The sequence below is a fragment of the Streptomyces sp. NPDC057271 genome (assembly GCF_042668715.1).
In the GTDB taxonomy this organism is placed as follows: domain Bacteria; phylum Actinomycetota; class Actinomycetes; order Streptomycetales; family Streptomycetaceae; genus Streptomyces.
Genome location: NZ_JBHUYJ010000036.1, coordinates 20977 through 42083, shown reverse-complemented (window position 1 = coordinate 42083; position 21107 = coordinate 20977). Strand labels below are relative to the sequence as shown.

General features: G+C 71.7%; 22 protein-coding genes. 12 read left to right on the top strand and 10 right to left on the bottom strand.

All coding sequences use genetic code 11. The features are described 5' to 3' along the window. Position 1: 1 nt before the first annotated feature. From ACFUJR_RS18550 to ACFUJR_RS18540, 3 genes are read right to left on the bottom strand one after another with little or no spacing between them, the layout of a single operon-like run. Positions 2 to 1441, bottom strand: coding sequence for a sugar transferase (locus ACFUJR_RS18550; RefSeq protein ID WP_383171217.1), 1440 nt, complete (start codon positions 1439 to 1441; stop codon positions 2 to 4). After that, positions 1438 to 2583, bottom strand: a complete 1146-nt coding sequence (locus ACFUJR_RS18545; protein WP_383171213.1) for a glycosyltransferase — start codon at positions 2581 to 2583, stop codon at positions 1438 to 1440. The genes ACFUJR_RS18550 and ACFUJR_RS18545 overlap by 4 nt, the downstream gene beginning before the upstream one ends. A 1-nt stretch (position 2584) precedes the next feature. Next, entirely contained in the window at positions 2585 to 3652 is a 1068-nt protein-coding gene (locus tag ACFUJR_RS18540) for a DUF3344 domain-containing protein (protein ID WP_383171210.1), read from the bottom strand. A gap of 382 nt (positions 3653 to 4034) precedes the next feature. Between ACFUJR_RS18540 and ACFUJR_RS18535 the strand changes: the two genes are divergently transcribed. The 6 genes from ACFUJR_RS18535 (at position 4035) to ACFUJR_RS18510 (ending at position 7972) form a co-directional block, all read left to right on the top strand. Then, positions 4035 to 4274, top strand: a complete 240-nt coding sequence (locus ACFUJR_RS18535; protein ID WP_383171207.1) for a chaplin — start codon at positions 4035 to 4037, stop codon at positions 4272 to 4274. 262 nt (positions 4275 to 4536) lie between these two features. Further along, positions 4537 to 5100, top strand: a complete 564-nt coding sequence (locus ACFUJR_RS18530) for a hypothetical protein (protein WP_383450542.1) — start codon at positions 4537 to 4539, stop codon at positions 5098 to 5100. A gap of 245 nt (positions 5101 to 5345) precedes the next feature. After that, the gene (locus ACFUJR_RS18525) at positions 5346 to 5609 is read left to right on the top strand and encodes a hypothetical protein (protein WP_383171201.1); all 264 of its coding nucleotides are present in this window, start codon (positions 5346 to 5348) and stop codon (positions 5607 to 5609) included. 432 nt (positions 5610 to 6041) lie between these two features. After that, positions 6042 to 6722 carry a hypothetical protein gene (locus ACFUJR_RS18520; protein ID WP_383450539.1) on the top strand — a complete coding sequence of 227 codons (681 nt, stop codon included), beginning with the start codon at positions 6042 to 6044 and terminating at the stop codon, positions 6720 to 6722. A 178-nt stretch (positions 6723 to 6900) separates the two neighbouring features. Beyond that, entirely contained in the window at positions 6901 to 7413 is a 513-nt protein-coding gene (locus tag ACFUJR_RS18515) for a hypothetical protein (protein ID WP_383171027.1), read from the top strand. A gap of 289 nt (positions 7414 to 7702) precedes the next feature. Continuing rightward, entirely contained in the window at positions 7703 to 7972 is a 270-nt protein-coding gene (locus ACFUJR_RS18510) for a chaplin (protein ID WP_361668066.1), read from the top strand. Positions 7973 to 8028: 56 nt separating this feature from the next. Here ACFUJR_RS18510 and ACFUJR_RS18505 read toward each other — a convergent pair whose 3' ends face one another. Both ACFUJR_RS18505 and ACFUJR_RS18500 read right to left on the bottom strand, forming a co-directional pair. Beyond that, complete coding sequence (locus tag ACFUJR_RS18505; RefSeq protein ID WP_383171024.1) at positions 8029 to 8895, bottom strand: tyrosinase family protein; 867 nt, start codon at positions 8893 to 8895, stop codon at positions 8029 to 8031. Then, entirely contained in the window at positions 8879 to 9298 is a 420-nt protein-coding gene (locus ACFUJR_RS18500; RefSeq protein ID WP_383171021.1) for a tyrosinase family oxidase copper chaperone, read from the bottom strand. Before ACFUJR_RS18500 ends, ACFUJR_RS18505 begins: the two co-directional genes overlap by 17 nt. A 150-nt stretch (positions 9299 to 9448) precedes the next feature. Between ACFUJR_RS18500 and ACFUJR_RS18495 the strand changes: the two genes are divergently transcribed. Genes ACFUJR_RS18495 through ACFUJR_RS18485 form a run of 3 tightly spaced genes read left to right on the top strand, consistent with a single transcriptional unit; the run spans position 9449 to position 11620 of the window. Continuing rightward, the gene (locus ACFUJR_RS18495; RefSeq protein WP_383171018.1) at positions 9449 to 9952 is read left to right on the top strand and encodes a DUF5949 family protein; all 504 of its coding nucleotides are present in this window, start codon (positions 9449 to 9451) and stop codon (positions 9950 to 9952) included. Between the two features lie 29 nt (positions 9953 to 9981). Beyond that, positions 9982 to 10626 (top strand): vitamin K epoxide reductase family protein, encoded by a 645-nt coding sequence (locus ACFUJR_RS18490; RefSeq protein ID WP_383171015.1) that lies wholly within the window; start codon positions 9982 to 9984, stop codon positions 10624 to 10626. 1 nt (position 10627) lies between these two features. Beyond that, positions 10628 to 11620: a glycoside hydrolase family 26 protein gene (locus ACFUJR_RS18485; RefSeq protein WP_383171012.1), complete on the top strand. Its 993-nt coding sequence runs from the start codon at positions 10628 to 10630 to the stop codon at positions 11618 to 11620. Positions 11621 to 11623: 3 nt separating this feature from the next. Here the strand turns inward: ACFUJR_RS18485 and ACFUJR_RS18480 are convergent, their stop codons facing one another. Then, the gene (locus ACFUJR_RS18480) at positions 11624 to 12316 is read right to left on the bottom strand and encodes a hemolysin III family protein (protein WP_383171009.1); all 693 of its coding nucleotides are present in this window, start codon (positions 12314 to 12316) and stop codon (positions 11624 to 11626) included. A gap of 196 nt (positions 12317 to 12512) precedes the next feature. Between ACFUJR_RS18480 and ACFUJR_RS18475 the strand changes: the two genes are divergently transcribed. After that, positions 12513 to 14357 carry a phosphoenolpyruvate carboxykinase (GTP) gene (locus ACFUJR_RS18475; protein ID WP_383171006.1) on the top strand — a complete coding sequence of 615 codons (1845 nt, stop codon included), beginning with the start codon at positions 12513 to 12515 and terminating at the stop codon, positions 14355 to 14357. A 147-nt stretch (positions 14358 to 14504) separates the two neighbouring features. Here the strand turns inward: ACFUJR_RS18475 and ACFUJR_RS18470 are convergent, their stop codons facing one another. From ACFUJR_RS18470 to ACFUJR_RS18460, 3 genes are all read right to left on the bottom strand, one after another. Continuing rightward, positions 14505 to 15428: a poly-gamma-glutamate hydrolase family protein gene (locus ACFUJR_RS18470; protein ID WP_383171003.1), complete on the bottom strand. Its 924-nt coding sequence runs from the start codon at positions 15426 to 15428 to the stop codon at positions 14505 to 14507. 215 nt (positions 15429 to 15643) lie between these two features. Further along, positions 15644 to 16036 (bottom strand): hypothetical protein, encoded by a 393-nt coding sequence (locus ACFUJR_RS18465; protein WP_383171000.1) that lies wholly within the window; start codon positions 16034 to 16036, stop codon positions 15644 to 15646. Positions 16037 to 16141: 105 nt separating this feature from the next. Next, on the bottom strand, positions 16142 to 17353 hold the full coding sequence (locus tag ACFUJR_RS18460; protein ID WP_383170997.1) for a pyridoxal phosphate-dependent aminotransferase: 1212 nt from the start codon (positions 17351 to 17353) through the stop codon (positions 16142 to 16144). 186 nt (positions 17354 to 17539) lie between these two features. Here ACFUJR_RS18460 and ACFUJR_RS18455 point away from each other — a divergent pair, with 186 nt between their 5' ends. Together ACFUJR_RS18455 and mptB are read left to right on the top strand one after the other, a co-directional pair. Continuing rightward, positions 17540 to 17989: a hypothetical protein gene (locus ACFUJR_RS18455; RefSeq protein WP_383170994.1), complete on the top strand. Its 450-nt coding sequence runs from the start codon at positions 17540 to 17542 to the stop codon at positions 17987 to 17989. Beyond that, positions 17986 to 19503, top strand: a complete 1518-nt coding sequence (gene mptB, locus ACFUJR_RS18450; RefSeq protein ID WP_383170992.1) for a polyprenol phosphomannose-dependent alpha 1,6 mannosyltransferase MptB — start codon at positions 17986 to 17988, stop codon at positions 19501 to 19503. The genes ACFUJR_RS18455 and mptB overlap by 4 nt, the downstream gene beginning before the upstream one ends. On the opposite strand, the gene ACFUJR_RS18445 is transcribed toward mptB, so the two are convergent. Then, positions 19481 to 21100, bottom strand: coding sequence for an amidohydrolase family protein (locus tag ACFUJR_RS18445; RefSeq protein ID WP_383170989.1), 1620 nt, complete (start codon positions 21098 to 21100; stop codon positions 19481 to 19483). The two genes, mptB and ACFUJR_RS18445, sit on opposite strands and share 23 nt — an antisense overlap. Between the last annotated feature and the right edge of the window lie 7 nt (positions 21101 to 21107).

The window sequence follows — 21107 nt, the reverse complement described above, 5'->3', positions numbered from 1 at the left end:
ATCAGCTCCCCGCCGGTCGGACCAGGCCGGCCGCGGTGCGCAGCAGGATCCGGACGTCCTGCCAGAGTGACCAGTGGTCGATGTAGTGGTTGTCGAAGCGGCAGCGGTCCTCGATGGACGTGTCGCCGCGCAGCCCGTGCACCTGAGCCAGGCCCGTCAGACCGACGGGCATCCGGTGCCGGTCCGCGTAACCGTCGTGGACACGGCTGAACTGCGTGACGAAGTAAGGACGTTCGGGCCGTGGCCCGACCAGGCTCATGTCCCCGCGCAGGACGTTCCACAGCTGCGGCAGCTCGTCGAGCGAGGACTTCCGCAGGAAGCCGCCGACCGCGCTCATCCGCCGGTCCTCGGCGACGCTCCACCGGGTCGCCGACTCGGTCTCGTCGGCCGGCCGGATCGTACGGAACTTCAGCAGCGTGAACAGCCGCCCGTGCTGCCCGACACGCTCCTGCCGGAAGAGCACCCCGGGCCCGTCGGAGAGCCGTACCGCCAGCGCGCACAGCAGCAGTACCGGCAGGGCCAGCACGAGCGCGGGCCCGGCCAGCACCACGTCGAGCGCGCGCTTCGCGCCCCGCCCGGGCCGCTCGTCCAGCGGGACCAGACGACGGCAGGCGTACCCCCACAGGTGGTCGCCCATCGGCCCGTCCTGATCCCGGCCGCCCACCCGCCAGGTGGTGCAGCCGTAGTGCTGGAACAGCGTCACCAGGCTGCTGTCGTCGGTCAGGAAGACGGCGTCGCGGACCGTGTTCTGGATGACCGCGCGGTGGATCTCCTCGGCCGACGTGAGCACCGGAAGCCCGGGCTCTCCGTCCGGCCGCGACCCGACGATCCCGACCGGCCTGATGCCGTACTCCGGGTGCTGCGCCAGCGCGGCCGTGAACCTGCGCGCGGCGGCGGGACCGCCGACCACCAGCGCGGAGCGCGGATGCGTCCGGGCCCTGCGCCGCCCGAGGGCGTGCACCGCCGCACGGGCCAGGCCGACGGCGGCGAGCTGTGTCGCGTACGCGGAGCAGAGCGCGACCGGCCCGATGGCCAGGGCCGGGGTGAACGCGGCGACGGCCGCCGCGGCCACGCACCAGGCCACGCCGGCGCGCGCCGCGAGCACGGGCAGTTCGTCCAGTACGGAGGCGGTGGCGCCGGCCGGCCGGTGCAGGCCCGCGTGGGCGTTGAGGGCGAGCACGCACGCGGCGACCAGCAGGAACAGCCGGAGCGTGCGCTGCGGTTCGGGCAGCAGCACGGCCGCGAGCAGCACGGCGAGACCGTCGGCCGCGATCAGCGGTACGGCGGTCAGCCGTGGCGGCGCCGGCCGGCGCGGCGGCAGCGCGAGCCGGTCCGGCCTGCCGCGCTGCGGTGCGAGGGAGGCGAGTCCGGGGACGGGGCCCTGGACCGCCGAGGGCCAGGGGCCCGGTGAAGGAGGAACGCTGGTGCTTTCCGTAGTCACGGCGAAATCGGCTCTCTGTGCTCGGTGCACCGCACTCCGGCCAGCTCGCGGTACACGTCCGCGACGGCCGCGCCGGTGCGCCGCACATCGAATCTGCTGAGTACGTGTTCGTGGGCCTCGCGGCCCAGGGTTCGCCGCGGCTCCGGACCGCCGAGCAGGCGGCCGACGGCGGCGGCGAGGGCGGCCGGGTCCTCGGGCGGGACCAGGCACAGGGGTTCGTGGCCGGGCGGCAGGCTCTCGCGCGCCCCGTCCACGTCACTGACCACGACCGGGCGGCCGCTCGCCATCGCCTCCAGTGGCGCGAGCGCCATGCCCTCCCAACGGGACGGCAGGACGACGAGATCGGCCGCCCGGTACCAGGGCGCGGTGTCGTCGACGTTGCCGGTGAACCGCACCGACGGCGGAGCCGCGGCCCGCAGCCGCTCCGCGTCGGGCCCGTCGCCCACCAGGACGAGCCGGGCCGTCGGCACCTGCTCCAGGACGGCGGGCCAGGCGGCGAGCAGGACGTCCTGCCCCTTCTGGCGGCAGAGCCGCCCGACGCAGACGACGGTGGGCCCGTCGGCGGGGCTGTCGGAGCCGTCGGTCCCGAGGTCCGCCCCGGCGGCCGTGGACGTCCCGAACCGCTCGACGTCCACACCGTTGTGGATGACCGACCAGGGCGCGCGAACGCCGGCCGCCTCGCCGGTACGGCGCTCCGCCTCGCTGACGCAGACGATCCGGTGCGTCCAGCGCGCCGCCCACCCCTCCCAGCGACGGGCCGCCGCGGCGACGGCTCCGTCGACCGCCTCGAAGGACCAGGCGTGCGGCTGGTACACCGTCGGGATACGGCCCCGCACGACCAGCCGGGCGCAGAGCCCGGCCTTGGCGCTGTGCGCGTGGACCAGTGCGGGACGGACCGTACGGATCACCCGCGCGAGTTCGCGGGTCTCGCGGACCAGACGGGGGCCGGGGTCGCGCCCGGCCCGCCAGTCGTACGGGTCCGCGCCCTCGGCCCGGACGGCCGAGGCCAGCGGAGTGCCCGGCGGGCACGCGACGGCGACCCGCAGCCCCGCTTCGAGCTGGGCGCGCACGAGGTCGACGACGACCCGCGCGACCCCGCCGTCACCGGGCTGGACCGCGTGGAGAACGGAGAAGGAACGCATGTCAGCGCCCGACGTCCGCCTGGAGGAAGAGCGCTCCGAGCCAGACGGTGTCCTGCCGGGCGCCGAAGCGGACGTGGAATCGGTCGGCTCCATGGCGCAGCGCACCCTCCAGATCGAAGACGTCGGAGTCGTACCCCAGGGTGTTCTGATGAGCGGGAAGTCGTTCGATCCGACCGGCGCCGAAATCGGTGATGCTGGAGTTCATCACGTCGTCCGCGGAATTGGCGGAATCCGAGAGCAGAACACTCCCCGATCCGCTCGTCTCCACCGCCAGGTAATCCCCGCGAGTTCCCCGGTCACCGTCGTAGGCGACCACTCCCAGTCGTCCGGAAGCGCCCTTCGGAACCGCCGTGTCCCCCAACTCGACCCGCAGCTCACCGCTGTTCGGACCGACCGTTTCGAAGCCGTCCCAGAGCGTGAGCCGGCGCAGCGGGTCGGCGGCGTTCTCGTACGCGACGACCAGCGTCCATCCGCCCCAACCACCGACTGCCGAACGGCCCATGGCCACGTTCACCTGGGCTACCGTCCACAGCCCGTCCCGGGCCGACCGGACGAGCTCGGTCACGTCCGCGGAGGCTTGGAAGGCGTCGGCGCCGTCCGCCGTACGGTGGCCGATCGTGGAGTCCGCGAGGACCGCCTTGTACCGGCCCCCCGGCTCGGCGATCAGGACCCGGCCGTTGTCCTTGTGCGGCTTCTGCTCGCCGACCTTCAGGTTCCCGCCCCAGTAGAGACGGGCGTAGCTGACCCGGGAGCCCGCGGGGACACGGACCTCGGCGCTGCTGGAGTTGTAGGTGTTGGGGTCGCTGTCGACGTCGACGTACCCGATGGCGAAGCCGTCGTTGCGCGTTCCCGCGCTCGTGGCGTTCCGGGCGGCCGTGGCCGAGGTGTTGGCGGCGCGGACGATCCCCCCGTGCTGCACCGCCTGGTACCGAGGGGCGAAGGGAACGCGGGGGGCTTCCTCGGGTTGCGGTGCGGCGGCGGAGGCGGCCGGCAGCGCGGCGGACAGGGCCGCACACGACAGGGCACACAACAGACCGCGGCGCACAGCACGAACCACTGAATTCCGCATACAGGTTCTCCGCTTTGATGAGAGAAGCAAGGGAACACCCGTGTAGACCGGGGGAGAAGAAGATGTCGACCGCGCGAAAGGGGTGATCGCGCGGCTGGACCGTAGGCGACGCTCGGGAACGTTATAGCCCCGACGTCGGGCGATAGTAAGCATTAGATGCTCGCGAAAGCTAACTCCCGCATCTGCTCGGCAGTTTCTTCGTTGTGCGTGTTGCGCCATTCTTCGGTCAGTCGCTCGAATGGCCCTCTTATGGCCCAAAGATCGGTTGAACGTCACCCGTTCGGGAGAGCAACCGATGAATTTCCGAAGCGTTGTTGAAGGAGCCGGGCGAAACCGTCCGCGCCGTCTCACAGGTTCGTCAACAATCGAGGAGCGCTTCTCCATGTCCCGTATCGCGAAGGCTGTAGTCCTGTCCGTGGGTGTCGCCGCGTCCGTCGCGGGTGCCACCGGTGTCGCCGCTGCCGACTCCCTGGCCGAGGGCGCGGCCGTGAAGTCCCCGGGCGTCCTGTCCGGCAACCTCGTCCAGGTCCCGGTGCACGTCCCGGTCAACCTGTGCGGCAACACCGTCAGCGTCATCGGCGCCCTGAACCCGGCCTTCGGCAACACCTGCGCCAACGTCTGATCTCGCACGCCGGATCGTGGTCCTTCCGAGGCCGGCGCGCCGCCCCGTACCGGGGGGGGAGCGCTGGCCTTCCGCATCATTCGGACGCACCCTCGTGCGCCGCCCGGTGCAACGGCGCACGCCCCCTCGGAGGGGCAGGTCAGAGGGACGGATTCACCCGAACGGAGGGGGTGGCGCTCCGTAGTTCTCCTGTTGCGGAGCGCTATGTGTGCAGCGCACGGTGGCCGAGATGTTGTCCGACGCATAAGGAAAAGGAACACATATGCGTCCCCTCGCTTGCAGCCGCCTTACCGTCCTGGCGATAACCGCCGCCCTCACCCTCGGCGCGGCCGGAACCGCCCTCGCCGACGAACAGCACCCGTCCCGCGTCCCGGCCGTGACAGCCGAGGCGCCCCACTCCGAGATCGAGGCGCTCAAGGCGAAGGTCACGACGGCGGTCGACGCCGCCGAGGGCATCACGCCGGAATCGCGCCCCGCCTCGGTCGCCGTCGACGGGACGACGGCCGCGAAAGCGGTGGCCGCCGACCCCGTCTCCGACGCCCTCGCAACCGTCCAGAAGGTGATCGCCGATCTCCTCGCGACGGTCACCAGTGGCGTCAGCGGTGTCGTGCCCCAGGTCACCGCGACCCTCACCTCGCTGATCAACTCGGTTCTCTCCGGGGTGCTCGGCGGGCTGCCGGCGCTGCCGACGCTGCCGGAACTCCCCGTCGAGGTGCCCACGCTTCCGGTCGAGCTGCCGGAGGTGGAGGTGCCGGAGGTGGAGCTTCCCGAGGTCGAACCGCCCGAGCTGGAACTGCCCGAACTGGACCTGCCGGTCCGCTGGTAGCTCCGCCTCGCCCCTGACGCCGTGCCGCCCGGTCTCCCCGGACGGCACGGCGTCCGGGTATCCGATCCGTAAATAGCACCAGGTCCAGTCATTCGAGTGCAGTGGAGAGAAATCCCTCCTCTCGGAGTTTCCGTGGAGCGCACCTCTCGTTACAGAAGGCAGAACGACGTACAGGAATCGGCCAAGAGGCCTGTACAGCAAGCGACTTGCTTGCGCAGTGACGCCAAAGAGGAAGGATTCGATTCATGAAGCCCACCAAGGTTGCCGCGGTCGTCGCCGGTTCTGTGATGGCCCTGGGTGCCGCCGCGCCCGCCATGGCCGCCGAGGCGATGACCCCCACCAGCCTGAACGGTGGTCTCGGGGCGCTCGCCAGCGAGGGCCTGAAGACGGATGCGCTGAGCAGCACCACCGACGGCTCCGTCGTCAAGACCGTGGGGGACACCGCGAACCAGCTCAACAAGACGACCCAGAGCGCCCCGCTGCTCGGTGGCCTCCCGATCGGCGGCTGACCGTCCCTCCCCGCAGGACCGCCTGACCCGCGCTGCTTCCCGGCGCGGCGGACCGCGCCATCGGTCCCGACCCTCCTGGATCGAACCCTCGCTCCGCCTGGCCCCGGGCGGACGCTTTCGCCGAGCGTATGCCGCCCCCCACAGTGATCGGCTGATCGAATGATTTTCAGATCAGCTGCCGTGTGGTCGCGGCTCCCGCGGTGTGCCGCTCTCTAGGCTCTCGCCGACCCCTCACGGAAGGTCGGCCCATGGAGAGACCGAGGGCGGCAGCGCTCGACCTCGCGCCGCTGTCCGCGGCGCCGCTGCCCGGTGTCCCTGAGCCTGACGTTCCGTAACCAGTGCGTCAGTAGACCGACGCACTGCGTGCGCGGCAAGGCCGGTCGGAGCGAGGGGGGTCCCGCCGGTCTCTCCCTTCTCCAGAGGAAGATCGGTATGCGATCCAACATCAGCAGGAAGCTGATCACCGCGGCGGCGACGACGGGAATCCTGTCGCTGACGGGAGGTCTCGCCCTGGCGGCGAACTCCCTGAGCAACGCCGGTCATTCGCCCGACCCCGGCGCGGGCCACCACGTCCAGGTCCCCGTCCCTGTCCCCCCGGACCTGTGCGGCGACCACGCGCAGTTCGCCCATGTCCCGCCCTCCGTGGTCGCCGAACTCTGCGGCCCGTCGCACGAGGAAGAGCCGGGCGGTTACGGGGACGACGAGTCCACGCCTCCGACGAAGCCGCCGACGACTCCGCCCACGAAGCCGCCGACGACCCCTCCGACGAAGCCGCCGACCACGCCTCCGACGAAGCCGCCGACGACTCCGCCCACGAAGCCGCCGACCACGCCTCCGACGAAGCCGCCGACCACGCCTCCGACGAAGCCGCCGACGACCCCTCCGACGAAGCCGCCGACCACGCCTCCGACGTCGACGCCGAGCCACCCCGGTGGGCCGGGCGGGCCCGGGGAGTCGCACGGTCCCGACAAGCCCCACCTCCCCGACACGGGCGGTGACTCGGTGACGATGGGCGCGGCCGCGGTCAGCGCGGCCCTGATCATCGGCGGTACCGTCGTCTACCTTCGCGCCGGCCGTGTCGCCGGCGCCGGACGGCGTGAGCGACGGCACTGACGCTCCGTACCGACGCTCCGTACCGACGACGCGTCAACGAAGACCCCCACCGTCACCGGTGGGGGTCTTCGACGTTGCTGCAGACAGGGGAATTTCGCGACGTTCCCGCTGCCGGGCTCGTTCTCAGGACGCAGTACCTCAGTAACGTCGACACCTGCTCTGAAGGGCCTACGCAGTCATGAATCTGCGCTCTCACGCCGGCATGGGAATCCTCATGACCGCCCTCGCCTCCGCGGCCATGGCCTCCCCCGCCGTCGCCGCCGACGCGCCGGTCGTCGTTCCGCTCCAGGGACTGGAGCCGGTGATCCCGATGGACGCTCCCACGGTCGCCACCGGAGTCCCCCTTCCCGTGCCGGGAGGCCCCACCGGCTTCCAGGAGGGGCAGGCCGGACTGCTTCCTGACGTGGCCCTGCCTCGGGTGCCGTTCACGAGCACCCTCCCGGAGACCGTCCTCGCCGCCCAGCTGCCCGAGGTCATCGAGGGCAGCGAGCCTGGCAAGGCCCTCTTCACCACCCCGCGCTCGGAGATGGCGGCCGCCACCCCCGGCGCCACGGTCGGCAACCCGGTCGTCGCGCCGCGCGGCGACCGGCTCGGGCTGCCGGACCTCGCGGTGCCGGAGGTCGGTGTCGTCGCTCCGATGCTGCGCGGAGCGATGGACTCCCAGCTGGGTCTGGCGCAGCCGACGGCCTGACGGCGTTCGTTTGTACGACCAATGGCCCGGCGGGTGAAGACACGATTCTTCCCCGCCACCCGAGGGGTCGTTGCTCGTTACAACGGAAGGCTGGTCGCATGGCCGTGGCCCGCAGATCCCAGGCCCGTTCCGTCGTATCCGACGGCGGGCGGATCCACCGGTTCTGCGGGCCTTCCCTCACTTTCATCCCGTCCGGCGTAATGGCCGTGACCCATGCGCCATTTCGGCGTTGAACGGGAATGTCGGCCGTGATTCTCGCGGTCGCCTTTACACGTCCAAGGAGTTCTTGATGTCTCGCATCGCGAAGGCTGCCGCTGTTCTCGCCGGCACGGGTGCCGTTGCCCTCAGCGGAGCCGGCATGGCCGTCGCCGACTCGGGCGCCCACGGTGTCGCCGCCCACTCGCCCGGCGTCGGCTCGGGCAACGCCGTCCAGGTACCGGTCCACGTCCCGGTCAACCTGTGCGGCAACACCGTCACGGTCATCGGGCTGATCAACCCGGCGTTCGGCAACCAGTGCGCGAACGTCGACGGGCACGGCGACGGCGGCTACGGCGGCTGACCCTCCGACCTCGTCATCGACGTCCCCCCCGGCCGACCGGCCGGGGGGACGTTCTGTCATGCGTACCGGTAGATGGCGCTGTGGTCGAGCATCTCGCCCGGGGTGACCCCCCAGGGGCCCATCTTCTCGTCGCGGGCAGCGATCCGCCGGTACTGGGACTCGCCCAGCTGCGGCGGGCGCGTCGGGAGATACCCGGCCCGTGGGTGGCGCTGCTGCCAGCGCGACCACACGAGGTCCACGAAGGAGTGGTGGAGCCAGAAGACCGGGTCGTTGACGGAGGCGCCGCCGAGCATCAGGCCGCCGACCCAGCGGTGCACACGGTTGTGGATGCGGAACCGTTCGCTGCCCCGGCCCGGCGCCCAGCCCTCCAGCGTGTTCCGGAACCCCGACCGGCTCGTGGAGTTCCACGGTTCCACGTCGTACACGGTCTCCCGCATCACCTCGTCCAGCTGGGCCTTCGTGGGCAGCGTGATCGGGTCCTGGGGGCGGCCGAAGTCCCTGGTCAGGAAGCGGCCTTCGGTCATGCCGTGCTTCACCGCCCACCGTCCGCCCGCGTAGGCGAAGGGGCCGGTCATCACCTGGAGGTCCTCGCGGCGCCCGTTGCCGCCCATGAAGTCGTCGCTCCAGAGGGAGGCGGCGGGGGTGTTGTCCCGGGTCCAGTCCCAGTACGGCACGGTGACCGTCGGGTCGATCCGGCGCAGCGCCCGCTCGAACTCCAGCAGGAACTTGCGGTGCCAGGGCAGGAAGCTGGGGGTCATGTGGGCCACGCGGAGGCGGTTGTCCCCGTCGGCGACGTAGTAGTCGATGTGCGTACGGACGAAGTCGTCGTACCCCCCGGCGCGCTTGAGCTCCAGGACGGCGGCGACGAACTTCTTCCGCTCGACGCTCGTCAGATCGCGCTGGTTCTTACGTGTGTAGGCCACGCGGGCTCCCTCCCTGGTGGATGCCGTGGGCGGCGGCGTAGCGGGTCAGCGGGGCGGGTCCCAGCTCGTCCACGGCCGCGCGGGTGGCCGCCAGCGGTGTCGCATGGGACTCGTAGTGGTCGATGGGGGTGAGATAGCCGCCGTCGGCGCGGCGCATCAGATGGAGCGGCCGGCCGTCGACGAGGACCAGGTGCTCGCCCGAAGGGCCCGCGAGGCTCCGGATGCGGCGGCCGCGGTACATCTCGTCGAAGAGTTCCCCGAACGGCTTCTCGGCGGTGTCGCCCGAGGCGCGGGGTGAGCCCTCGTGTGGTGTGGCGGCGACGCGGGCCAGGGCGCCGCCGGTGAAGGCGGCGACGGCCAGGGTGAAGAGGGACCGCAGTGCGACGCGGCGCGGGACGATCATGAGTGATCTCCAAACGGTCGGAGAATGCCCTCAGGGCACAACGATGGAAACCCGACTTCGTTGCGAGGGAAATGCCAGCGGGTGGAATGTCGGCCGATCGAGTGAATTCAACTCGGGAAGGCGGCTGTTCGACGACTAGCATCCGGATCCATGACTTCTCCCTCCGCCGTTTCCGCGGCGCGCAGTGACAATCCGCTGGGCACGCTCACCGTCGTTCCGTGGACCATCGGTCCGACCGACGACACCCCCGTCACTCCTTTTCTGATGGTGTATTCCCTCGGGGACGGCCGTGACGGTCCCGAGGCCGGCGAGGAGGCCATGCGGGCCGCCCTCGAAGGCATGGGCCTGCCGCTGGGGGACCGGGTCGTCGACGCCTCGGTGGAGCGTGCGACCGGCGCCCATCTGCTCGTCGAGGCCCAGCGGGCCGTGCTCACGCTGCCGTTCATGAAGGCGCAGTGCCCGGTGCCCGCCGAGTGGGAGGCGGCCGCCAAGGAGAACGGGCACGCCTATCTGATCTGCTCGGTGCGCCCCTGGCCCGACGCCGTGCCCGGCGAGGCGGTCACCGAGGAGCGGCTGAAGAGCTTCGTCACCGACGACCAGGTCGTCGGCGCCGCAGCTCACGTCCTGCTGCCGGTGCGGCGCCTGCAGGGCTGAGCGGAGAGCGGCGGAGAGGGGGTGGCGGCATGGCGACGGTGAACGTACGCGGCGGGGTCCCGGGACAGCGTCAGGAGGAGTCCCCGGAGAGCGCCGGGACGTTCGGCGCGAGCCGGGCCCTCGGCCTGCTGCTCGTGATCACCGGGGCGGCCGGGGTGCTGGCCGGCTGGATCATCACGATCGACAAGTTCAAGCTCCTGGAGGACCCGGACTTCCAGCCGGGCTGCAGCCTCAACCCGGTCGTGTCCTGCGGCAACATCATGAAGAGCGAGCAGGCGACGGTGTTCGGCTTCCCGAACCCGATGCTCGGTCTCGTGACGTACGGGATGGTGGTCGCGATCGGCGCCGGGCTGCTCGCCGGGGCCCGCTACCGGGGCTGGTTCTGGCTCGGCCTGAACGCCGGGATGCTGTTCGGCGTCGGGTTCTGCACCTGGCTGATGCAGCAGTCGCTGTACGAGATCAACGCGCTCTGCCTGTGGTGCTGCCTGGCCTGGACCGCGACGCTCGTCATGTTCTGGTACGTGACCTCGCACAACGTCCGTACGGGCGTGCTGCCGGCGCCCGCCGCCGTGAAGGGCTTCTTCGAGGAGTTCACCTTCGCGCTGCCGGTGCTGCACATCGGAATCATCGGGATGCTGATCCTGACCCGGTGGTGGGACTTCTGGACCAGCTGACGTGACCCTCCCCTCCTGGCCGCGGGCCGCACTCACCGTGCTGCTCGCGGCCGTTCTCGCGCTCGTCCTCCTGCCCGCCGACCGGCTCGCGCCCGGGGGCCGGGCGCCCGCCCCCGCGCCGGAGCGGCCGGAGGTGCCGTCCGGGTTCTTCACCGGTTCCGACGCGACCGGGGTGCGGCGGATCGCCGAGGTGCAGCGCTGGCTCGGCGGTGGGGACCTGACCGTCGGGCACACCTACCTGCCGGGCGACCGCTGGTCCAACATCGAGGGGCACCCCGCGCTCTTCGAGCCCTGGGCGCGGTGGAAGGAGGAGGGGCCGGGGCGGCTCTTCGTCCTGAACGTGCCGCTGCTCGACCGCAGCGAGGAGGGGCTGCCGGACGGGGAGGTCCGGGAGGGACTGCGCAGCGGGGCGGCGGGCGCGTACGACGGGCACTTCCGGACCCTGGGGGAGCGGCTGGTCGCGCACCGGCTCTCCGACGCCGTCCTCGTCCTCGGCTGGGAGATGAACGGCACCACCTACAGCCATCGCTGCGGGCCGGACCCCGAGGCCTGGAAGGCGTACTGGAAGCGGGTCGTGGGCGTGCTGCGGGACGTGCCGGGGCAGCGGTTCCGCTTCGACTTCACCGCGAGCCGGGGGCGGGACGCCGTCGAGTGGCCGCGGTGCTACCCGGGCGACGCGTACGTCGACATCATCGGGCTCGACGCGTACGACCAGCCCGAGGGGGTCGGCTTCGAGGAGCAGGTGAGCGAGGAGTTCGGCCTCGCGCACCATGTGCGGTTCGCCGCGGCGCACGGCAAGCCCGTCTCGTATCCGGAGTGGGGACTCTTCCGCAACGGGGACAATCCGGCCTACGTGCGGGGGATGCTCGACTGGTTCGCGCGGTACCGGCCCGTCTACCAGACCTTCACGGACTACTGCCCGCACGGGGTGTACGGGTGCGCGGACAATCCGGAGTCGGGCGAGGTGGTCAGGGGCGTGCTGGGCGGGCGGTGAGGCTCACGCGTTGTAGGCGACCAGGGAGATGCCGACGTAGTGGGCGATGAAGGCCGCGAGGGTGAGGGAGTGGAAGACCTCGTGGAAGCCGAACCAGCGCGGGGACGGGTTCGGGCGCTTCATGCCGTAGACGACCCCGCCCAGGCTGTAGAGCACGCCGCCGACGATCACCAGGACGAGGACGGCGATGCCGCCGGTCCGCATGAAGTCGGGCAGGAAGAAGACGGCGGCCCAGCCCATCGCGATGTAGCAGGGCGTGTACAGCCAGCGAGGGGCGCCGACCCAGAAGACCCGGAAGGCGATGCCCGCGACGGCGGCGACCCAGACCGCCCACATGAGCGGCCGCCCGGTGGAGTCGGGGAGCAGGAGCAGGGTCAGCGGGGTGTAGGTGCCCGCGATGATCAGGAAGATGTTGGCGTGGTCCAGGCGCCGCAGGACGGCCTCGCCGCGCGGACCCCAGTCGCCGCGGTGGTAGAGCGCGCTGATGCCGAAGAGCAGGCAGGCGGTGAGGACGTAGATCCCGCAGGCGATCCGCGCGCGGGGCGAGTCGGAGAGCGCGACGAGTATGACGCCCGCGATGACGACGGCGGGGAACATGCCCGCGTGCAGCCAGCCCCTGAGACGTGGCTTCAGCGCGTGCGACGGGTGGGACGACGTGGGCTCTGTCCGGGTCACGTCCGGCACGGCAGAAGTCATGAGCCGAATGCTACCTACGCACCCGTAGGCCCCGGAGAGGAGTGGCGATGCTCACGTGTGCGGCCCTCTGGACATATGGGCGCAGGCGTCGGATGATCAAATGAGTGTGGTCGGCACCGGATGAGCAGCTACGACGCATCCGGGTCGCAGCCCCCACGGGGCAGACATCTTCAAAACCCCTCATCAAGGAGCAATCGTGGCGCGCGAGAACGCGGCTCCCACCACCGCCGTCCCCACCCAGCACCAGGAACTGGTCGCCTGGGTGAACGAGATCGCCGGGATCACGCAGCCGGACAGCATCGTCTGGTGCGACGGATCCGAGGCCGAGTACGAGCGCCTGTGCGAGGAGCTCGTCGCCAAGGGCACGTTCAAGAAGCTCGACCCCACGCTGCGCCCGAACTCGTACTACGCCGCCTCCGACCCGTCCGACGTCGCGCGCGTCGAGGACCGGACCTTCATCTGCTCCGAGAAGGAGGAGGACGCGGGCCCGACCAACCACTGGAAGGCCCCGGCGGAGATGAAGGAGATCTTCGCCGGCGAGAAGGGGATCTTCCGCGGCTCGATGAAGGGCCGCACCATGTACGTCGTGCCCTTCTGCATGGGCCCGGTCGGCTCCCCGCTCTCCGCCATCGGCGTCGAGATCACCGACTCCGCGTACGTCGCCGCCTCCATGCGCACCATGACCCGCATGGGACAGGCCGTCCTCGACGAGCTCGGCACCGACGGCTTCTTCGTCAAGGCCGTCCACACCCTCGGCGCCCCGCTCGCGGAGGGCGAGGAGGACGTGCCGTGGCCGTGCAACTCCACCAAGTACATCTCGCACTTCCCCGAGACCCGTGAGATCTGGTCCTACGGCTCCGGCTACGGCGGCAACGCCCTGCTCGGCAAGAAGTGCTACGCGCTGCGCATCGCCTCCGTCATGGCGCGTGACGAGGGCTGGCTCGCCGAGCACATGCTCGTCCTGAAGCTCACCCCGCCGCAGGGCGAGTCGAAGTACGTCGCCGCCGCGTTCCCGTCCGCGTGCGGCAAGACCAACCTCGCCATGCTGGAGCCCACGATCTCCGGCTGGACGGTCGAGACCATCGGCGACGACATCGCCTGGATGCGTTTCGGCGAGGACGGCCGCCTCTACGCGATCAACCCCGAGGCCGGCTTCTTCGGCGTCGCGCCCGGCACCGGCGAGCACACCAACGCCAACGCCATGAAGACCCTGTGGGGCAACTCCGTCTTCACCAACGTCGCGCTCACCGACGACGGCGACGTCTGGTGGGAGGGCATGACCGAGAAGGCGCCCGCCCACCTCACCGACTGGAAGGGCAACGACTGGACGCCGGAGTCCGCCCAGACAGCCGATGGATACAGTCCGGCGGCCCACCCGAACGCCCGCTTCACCGTCCCCGCCGGGCAGTGCCCGACCATCGCCCCGGAGTGGGAGGACCCGAAGGGCGTGCCGATCTCGGCGATCCTCTTCGGTGGCCGCCGCGCCTCCGCCGTCCCGCTGGTCACCGAGTCCTTCACCTGGCAGCACGGTGTCTTCCTCGGCGCGAACGTCGCGTCCGAGAAGACCGCCGCCGCCGAGGGCAAGGTCGGCGAGCTGCGCCGCGACCCGTTCGCCATGCTGCCGTTCTGCGGCTACAACATGGGCGACTACATGGCGCACTGGATCAAGGTCGGTGCCGATGCGGACCAGTCCAAGCTGCCGAAGATCTACTACGTGAACTGGTTCCGCAAGAACGAGGCCGGAAAGTTCGTCTGGCCCGGCTTCGGCGAGAACAGCCGCGTCCTGAAGTGGATCGTGGAGCGTCTGGAGGGCAAGGCCGAGGGCGTCGAGACCCCGATCGGCATCCTCCCGACCGCCGACGCGCTCGACACCGAGGGTCTGGACCTGCCCGCGGAGGACCTGGAGTTCCTGCTCAAGGTCGACCGGGACGTCTGGCGCGAGGAGGCCTCCCTGGTCCCCGAGCACCTCAACACCTTCGGCGACCACACGCCGAAGGAGCTGTGGGACGAGTACCGCGCGCTGGTCGAGCGCCTGGGCTGACCCCCCGTACCCCCGAGGTACAACCGAAAGACTCGTGGTGAGTCGCCCCGAACACCGCCCTGACCAGTGGGGTCACGAACGGCTCGCCGCGACGCACACCGGCCCCCGGAGCCCCCTCACGGCTCCGGGGGCCGGTGCGTTCCCGCCTCAGAGCAGCGGCTGGCCGGCCTCGACCGTCGCGATCGCCCGGCGGCAGGCGTCGCGGAACCTCACGAAGTCGCCGTTCCAGCTGCCCGCCCGGCCGCCCCGGCTGTCCGGGTCGTCGAAGAGGCTCTTGCGCAGCTCGGTGGTGAGCTCCAGTTGCCCGCCCATGCCGAGCATGGTCCGGTTGCAGGGGTTCGCGGTGTGGTCGCCGTTGTACTCCGTGAGCAGCGTGGCCCAGGCGGGGGCGAGGGAGTCGATCGCCGGGAATCCGGCCGCGTTCAGCTCCGTCACCAATGCCGTACGGAAGGTCTTGTTGAGGCCGCCCACGACGGCCATCCGGCGGTCGCCGGTCGGGGGGTAGGTGCCGGTGGGCAGCTTCAGCTGGTCGAACGTGCAGCCGTGCAGGCTGAGCACGTTGAGATGGCCCGCCGCCGTCGCCAGGGCGACGTGGTCGTCGCAGTTCTTCGAGGTGACGTGCAGATCCCTGTTGCCGGAGGAGAGCAGGCCCTCGAACATCCAGTAGTCGTGCACGGTCGGCAGGACCGGTGCGCCGCCGGCGTCGCTCGGGCTGTATCCGGCGATGCCCAGGCAGAGTTCGCTGGTGCCGATCTCGATGCCGCCGCCGTGCAGCGCGAGGATCGCGGTGCGCCGGAACGGGGCGACGGTGGTCATCGAGGTGTCGAACTGCTCGTGACGGCGGAACCGGCGGCTGAAGGTGGTGCCCTCCTGGCCCGCCAGCTCGCGGTAGAGGGCGGTGTTCGAGGGGTACTCGACCTCCGCCGCGCCGGCCGTGCTCGCCGCGCTCGCCGGGGCGGCGATGGCTGGTCGGGCGAGCAGCGGGGAGCCCGCCGTCGCGGCCGCGGCGAGCGCCGCGAGGACCGTGCGACGGGAGGCGGAACGCGAGGCGGAGGCGTGGTTCGTGGTCATGGCCGGAACATAACCGATCGTGTCGACGCGGTGTGGATCTTTCCCGGAGATGGTCCGCGACCGGTGTGCGGCGGCGGTCCGGCCCGCATCGGGTGCCCGTGTACCGTGATCGCCCTCTGGGGAGGGGTGGCGCGATGCCGTAGCGGGAGTCGTGCCGGGTCGTGAGGGAGGTGGCACCCGGGCCGTGCGCCTCCCCGGCACGCGGCCCGGGGCCGTCAGGGGGAGCTGACCAGCTCGGACGAGGCCAGCGCCGCGGTGTGCGCGTCCATGCGCTCGGCGGCGAGGATCGCGGCGGCCGTGTCGGCCCGGGAGGCGGCGACAACCAGGGCGCGGCCGGCGAGTGCGTGGGCGCGCCGGTGCAGCGACGGGGTGCCCGAACCGCTCAGTCCCGCGTGCCGGGCCGGCGGCGCGCCGCGCAGCCGCGCGACCTGCCGGGCGATGAGGTCACCTGCCTCCGCGTCGCCCAGCTCGTCCGTGACGGCGAGGAGGGCGGCGAGGTGTCCGGCGAGCTGGATGTCCAGCTCCTCCTCGCGAGAGCGGTGCGGGTACGTGTCCTGGTCGTCGTCGGCCATCCGGTGGACCGACTTCGTGCGGATCGGTTCGTACATGGGACGGCCTCCTGAGGTATCTCCGGATCCATCCTAGCTTGGATTCAATCTAAAGTTGAGTGAGGTCCGGGGATGCGCTCCCGGACGGAACCACGGCGCGGCGGGTCAGTGCTGGCTGTAGCCGTCCAGGAAGGTGCCGATCCGGGTCACCGCGTCCGCCAGGTCCTTGGCGTTCGGCAGCGTCACGATCCTGAAGTGGTCCGGCTCGTGCCAGTTGAAGCCGGTCCCGTGGACCACCATGATCTTCTCGGCCCGCAGCAGGTCGAGGACCATCTGACGGTCGTCCTTGACCTTGTAGACGCTCGGGTCGAGCCGCGGGAAGAGGTACAGGGCGCCCTTCGGCTTCACACAGGTCACGCCCGGGATCTGCGTCAGCAGGTCGTACGCCACGTCGCGCTGCTCCAGGAGCCGCCCGCCAGGCAGCACCAGGTCCTCGATCGACTGCCTGCCCTGCAGGGCGGCGGCCACCGCGTGCTGCGCCGGCATGTTGGCGCACAGTCGCATGTTGGCGAGGATCGTGAGGCCCTCGATGTACGAGGTGGCGTGGGCCTTGGGGCCGCAGACGGCGAGCCAGCCGGAGCGGAAACCGGCCACCCGGTAGTTCTTGCTCATCCCGTTGAACGTCAGGCAGAGGAGATCCGGGGCGATGGCAGCGGTCGGGGTGTGCGTGGCGCCGTCGTAGAGGATCTTGTCGTAGATCTCGTCCGAACAGACGACCAGGTTGTGGCGGCGGGCGATCTCCGTGAGCGAGCGGAGCATCTCGTCGTCGTAGACGGCGCCCGTCGGGTTGTTCGGGTTGATGATCACGATCGCCTTGGTGCGGTCCGTGATCTTCCGCTCGATGTCGGCGAGATCCGGCATCCAGTCCGCCTGCTCGTCGCAGCGGTAGTGCACCGCCGTGCCGCCGGCCAGCGAGACCGAGGCGGTCCACAGCGGATAGTCCGGGGCGGGGACGAGGACCTCGTCGCCGTCGTCGAGCAGCGCCTGCATCGACATCTGGATCAGCTCGGAGACGCCGTTGCCGAGGTAGATGTCCTCGACGGAGAGCGGGACGCCCTTGGTCTCGTAGTGGCTCATCACCGCGCGCCGGGCGGCGAGCAGGCCCTTCGCGTCACCGTAGCCGTGTGCGTCGGCGAGGTTACGCAGCACGTCCTCGAGGATCGCCGGCGGGCACTCGAACCCGAAGGCGGCCGGGTTTCCGGTGTTGAGCTTGAGGATGCGATGACCCGCGGCCTCAAGCCGCATCGCCTCTTCGAGCACCGGACCCCGGATTTCGTAACAGACGTTGGCGAGCTTCGTGGACTGGATCACCTGCATGTCGAGAGCTTACGGGGGTGTGGCGCCGGACGCCTCGTGTTTTGGGACACGTCGGGCAGAACGGAGCACGGCCCCGGAGGGTGAGACATGCTCCCGGGCGTGCTCCCGGGCCGTGCTCCCAGGCGGGCGCCCGGGAGGTGACCTGGCGTGACTCGGCCCGCCGTGCGCTCCGTAGAATGCGCGGCCATGAGCCACCAGCGCGACCGAGCCGCAGACGCCCCCGGCCGCCGCCGTCATGCCACGAAGCGGCGGCGCCCGGGCCCGCGCCGGCTGCTGGCCGGTGCCGGCATCGTCGGCCTCGGGCTGCTGGCCGCGGTCGTCTCCGGGGCGTTCCGGTCGGGCCAGACCGGCGGGGCGCCCACGGGTGACGACGGCCGGCCGGGGATGCCGTCGCTGATCCAGGCCGATCCCTCGGGCGACGGGGAAGCGGGTGCGACCGGTACGCCGGCGCCGTCCTCCTCCGCCGCGCCCGGGTCCGCGTCGCCGTCGGTGTCCGCGTCCGCGTCGGCCTCGGCGTCCGCGCGGGAGAGCGCCTCCGCCACGGGGGCCGCCGCGCCCCCCGCGACCGGGGATTCCGGGAGCGACGGGCCCGGCAAGTCGGGCTCGGCACCCGGGCAGACGAAGCGTCCGAGGTGAGGCAGGCGGCCCTGGCGTGGTGGAGCCGTGTGGAGAGCGGTCCGTGGAGCCGTCCGTGGAGCGCCGCCGGTTGCCGGTGGCTGGGGGCGTTCGGCGCGCTCGCCGTCACCGTGGGCGGCTACGCCGCCGGGACGCTCCCCGCGCGTGAGCCGTGGGGGGTGTGGGCGCCCCGGGGGTCCGCTCCGACCCTGACCGGCGCCCTCCTCGCGTACCTCGGCCTCACCCTGCTCGTCGTGGCCTGGTGGCGGTACGGGGTGCTCCTGGCCCGTGGCGTACGGGACGCCCGGGAGCGGGTGCTCGGCACGCTCGCGTGGTGGACCGCGCCGCTGGTGCTCGCGCCGCCGCTGTACAGCGCCGACGTCTACAGCTACATCGCGCAGGGCGCCATGGTCCTGGAGGGCTACGACGTGTACGGGGCGGGGCCGTCGGTCCTCGGCCCCGGCGACCTCGGGGCGGACGCGGCGGCGAGCGTCGGCGGTCACTGGACGGACACCCCGGCCCCGTACGGCCCGGTCTTCCTCGTCCTCGCCCAGGCCGTCGTCAAGCTGACCGGCGGCGAGATCGTGCCGGCCGTGATCGGCATGCGACTGATCGCGCTCGGCGCGCTCGTGCTCGTCGTCCGGGCCGTCCGGGGGCTGGGCGGTGGCGGCGGGGCGCTGTGGCTGGCCGCGCTCAACCCGCTGCTCCTCATCCACGTCGTCGGCGGGCTGCACAACGACGGGTTGATGACCGGACTCATGCTGAGCGGGGTCCTGCTGGCGGTGCGCGGCCGGTGGGTGCTCGGCTGCGTGCTCGTGGGACTCGCGATGATGATCAAGTCCCCGGCGGCGGTCGCGCTGCTCTTCGTCGGCGTGACGATCGCGCGGCGGGACGGCGGCGTACGGGGTGTGGTGAAGGGGCTCGTACTGCCGGGGCTCGTCGCGGGCGCGGTCGCCGTGGGCGCGACCCTGGCCGCCGGGACCGGGTTCGGCTGGGTGCGCACGCAGAGCGTCGCCGGGGCGATCCACACCGCCCTGTCGCTGACCAGCGACGTGGGGCTCGGGCTCGGGCTGCTCCTCGCGGACGATCCGGACCCGGTGAAGGGCGTGGTCCAGAAGCTCGGGCTGCTGGCGGCGGTGGCGATCATCCTGACGCTCGCACGGCGGGCGTGGCGGGGGCGGATCGATCCGGTCCTGGGGCTGGGGCTGTCGCTCGTGGCGCTGGTCGCTCTCTCGCCGATGGTCCAGCCGTGGTACCTGCTGTGGGGCGTGTGCGGGGTGGCGGCGGTGGCGTGGCGGAGCCGGGCGGGGCAGCTGCTCGCCGTCCTGTCGGCGGCGCTCGTGTACGAGACCGCGCCGTCGGGGTCCACACCCTGGTACGGGTTCGTGGCGGCCGGGGCGGTACTGGCGCTGGGCCTCCTGTGGATGCGCCGCGTCTCGTGGGCACGACCCGGACCGGCCGCCGACCCGGCCGCCGACCCCGCCGACCCGGCCGCAGGCGCGCACACGGGGGTCACCCCACCGGCGTCCGTCTGATCGCGCGGCCCGGTACGGCGTCGGTGCGCCTGCCGTCCTCCATCACGAACGTGCCGTTCACCAGGACGTGCGGGATCCCCACCGGGAGGGTGCGGGGAGCGTCGTACGTCGAGCCCGCCGCCACCGTCTCCGGGTCGAAGAGGACCAGGTCCGCGACGTAGCCCTCGCGCACCAGGCCTCGGTCGGGGAGGCGGAGGCGGGCCGCCGGGCGGGAGGTCAGGTGGGCCACGCACTCCTCCAGCGACAGGACACCCTCGTCCCGTGCGTACGTCCCCAGGTACTCCGGGAACGTCCCGTACGCCCGTGGGTGCGGCTTGGAGCCCTGGAGGATGCCGTCCGAGCCGCCGGTGTGGACCCGGTGGCGCATGATCGCGCGGACGTTCTCCTCGTGGCCGACGTGCTGGAGGATCGTCGAACCGAGCCGGTCCTCGATCAGCAGGCGCCGGGCCGTTGCCCACGGGTCCTCGCCGCGCAATGCGGCGGACTCCAGGACGGTCCTGCCTACGTAGGACGACAGCGCCGGATCGCCCACCCCGGAGACCTCGATCGTGTCCCACTCGATCGGCACCCCGTGGCATCCGTCCGAGCCCAGCTCCTCCAGGTGGTGGCGGATGCGCTCCGAGGTCTCCGCGTCCCGGAGCCGCGCCAGGGTCGCATCCGGGCCGCCCTCGCCCGCCCAGCTCGGCAGCATCGCCACGAGGGTCGTGCAGCCGGGCGTGTAGGGGTAGGTGTCGAGGGAGATGTCGCAGCCGCCCGCGAGCGCCTCGTCCACCAGGGCCAGCAGATCCGGCGCCCTGCCCTTGTTCACGCCGAAGTTCATCGTCGCGTGCGCCAGGTGCAGCGCGCAGCCCGCGTCCCGGGTGAGGGCGACCATCTCCTCGTACGCCTGGAGCGCACCGGCGCCGTACGAGCGGTGGTGCGGGCAGTAGTAGCCGCCGTACTCCGCCACGACCTTGCAGAGTTCGGTGAGTTCGGCGCCCTTCGCGTACATCCCCGGGGTGTAGGTCAGGCCGGAGGACATGCCCACCGCGCCCTGCTCCAGCCCCTCCGCGACGAGCTGCCGCATCCGGTTCAGCTCGGCCTCGGTCGCAGGGCGGTCGTCCCAGCCGACGGCGTACATCCGGATCGTGCCCTGCGGGATCAGGTAGGCGGCGTTCACCGCGACGCCCCGGTCCAGGCGGTCCAGGTACTCGCCGACCGTGCGCCAGTCGAAGTCGACGGTCGTGTCCCCGGGCGCGCCACCGTTCCAGCCCGCGATCGAGCGGCGGACCTCCGCGAGCGTGCGGTCGTCGACCGGCGCGTACGACAGCCCGTCCTGGCCCAGGACTTCGAGGGTCACGCCCTGCGCTGCCTTCGCGGTGTGCTCCGGGTCGCGGAGCAGCGCGAGGTCGCTGTGGGCGTGCATGTCGATGAAGCCGGGGGACAGGGCGAGGCCCTCGGCGTCCAGGACGCGCCGGCCGGTCGGGCGCTGGCAGCCCGCCGCCGCGGCCTCCTTGACGATGGCGGCGATCCGGCCGTTCTCGACGGCGACGTCGGCGCGGTACGAGTCCCCGCCCGAGCCGTCGACGACGTCCACGTCGCGGATGACGAGGTCCATGGTGACC

Excerpts from the sequence above, each read along its gene's own strand:
- ACFUJR_RS18545 (WP_383171213.1), bottom strand. The coding sequence starts at position 2,583 with ATGCGTTCCTTCTCCGTTCTCCACGCGGTCCAGCCCGGTGACGGCGGG.
- ACFUJR_RS18540 (WP_383171210.1), bottom strand. The coding sequence starts at position 3,652 with ATGCGGAATTCAGTGGTTCGTGCTGTGCGCCGCGGTCTGTTGTGTGCC.
- ACFUJR_RS18535 (WP_383171207.1), top strand. The coding sequence starts at position 4,035 with ATGTCCCGTATCGCGAAGGCTGTAGTCCTGTCCGTGGGTGTCGCCGCG.
- ACFUJR_RS18530 (WP_383450542.1), top strand. The coding sequence starts at position 4,537 with ATGCGTCCCCTCGCTTGCAGCCGCCTTACCGTCCTGGCGATAACCGCC.
- ACFUJR_RS18525 (WP_383171201.1), top strand. The coding sequence starts at position 5,346 with ATGAAGCCCACCAAGGTTGCCGCGGTCGTCGCCGGTTCTGTGATGGCC.
- ACFUJR_RS18520 (WP_383450539.1), top strand. The coding sequence starts at position 6,042 with ATGCGATCCAACATCAGCAGGAAGCTGATCACCGCGGCGGCGACGACG.
- ACFUJR_RS18515 (WP_383171027.1), top strand. The coding sequence starts at position 6,901 with ATGAATCTGCGCTCTCACGCCGGCATGGGAATCCTCATGACCGCCCTC.
- ACFUJR_RS18510 (WP_361668066.1), top strand. The coding sequence starts at position 7,703 with ATGTCTCGCATCGCGAAGGCTGCCGCTGTTCTCGCCGGCACGGGTGCC.
- ACFUJR_RS18500 (WP_383171021.1), bottom strand. The coding sequence starts at position 9,298 with ATGATCGTCCCGCGCCGCGTCGCACTGCGGTCCCTCTTCACCCTGGCC.
- ACFUJR_RS18495 (WP_383171018.1), top strand. The coding sequence starts at position 9,449 with ATGACTTCTCCCTCCGCCGTTTCCGCGGCGCGCAGTGACAATCCGCTG.
- ACFUJR_RS18490 (WP_383171015.1), top strand. The coding sequence starts at position 9,982 with ATGGCGACGGTGAACGTACGCGGCGGGGTCCCGGGACAGCGTCAGGAG.
- ACFUJR_RS18480 (WP_383171009.1), bottom strand. The coding sequence starts at position 12,316 with ATGACTTCTGCCGTGCCGGACGTGACCCGGACAGAGCCCACGTCGTCC.
- ACFUJR_RS18470 (WP_383171003.1), bottom strand. The coding sequence starts at position 15,428 with ATGACCACGAACCACGCCTCCGCCTCGCGTTCCGCCTCCCGTCGCACG.
- ACFUJR_RS18465 (WP_383171000.1), bottom strand. The coding sequence starts at position 16,036 with ATGTACGAACCGATCCGCACGAAGTCGGTCCACCGGATGGCCGACGAC.
- ACFUJR_RS18460 (WP_383170997.1), bottom strand. The coding sequence starts at position 17,353 with ATGCAGGTGATCCAGTCCACGAAGCTCGCCAACGTCTGTTACGAAATC.
- ACFUJR_RS18455 (WP_383170994.1), top strand. The coding sequence starts at position 17,540 with ATGAGCCACCAGCGCGACCGAGCCGCAGACGCCCCCGGCCGCCGCCGT.
- ACFUJR_RS18445 (WP_383170989.1), bottom strand. The coding sequence starts at position 21,100 with ATGGACCTCGTCATCCGCGACGTGGACGTCGTCGACGGCTCGGGCGGG.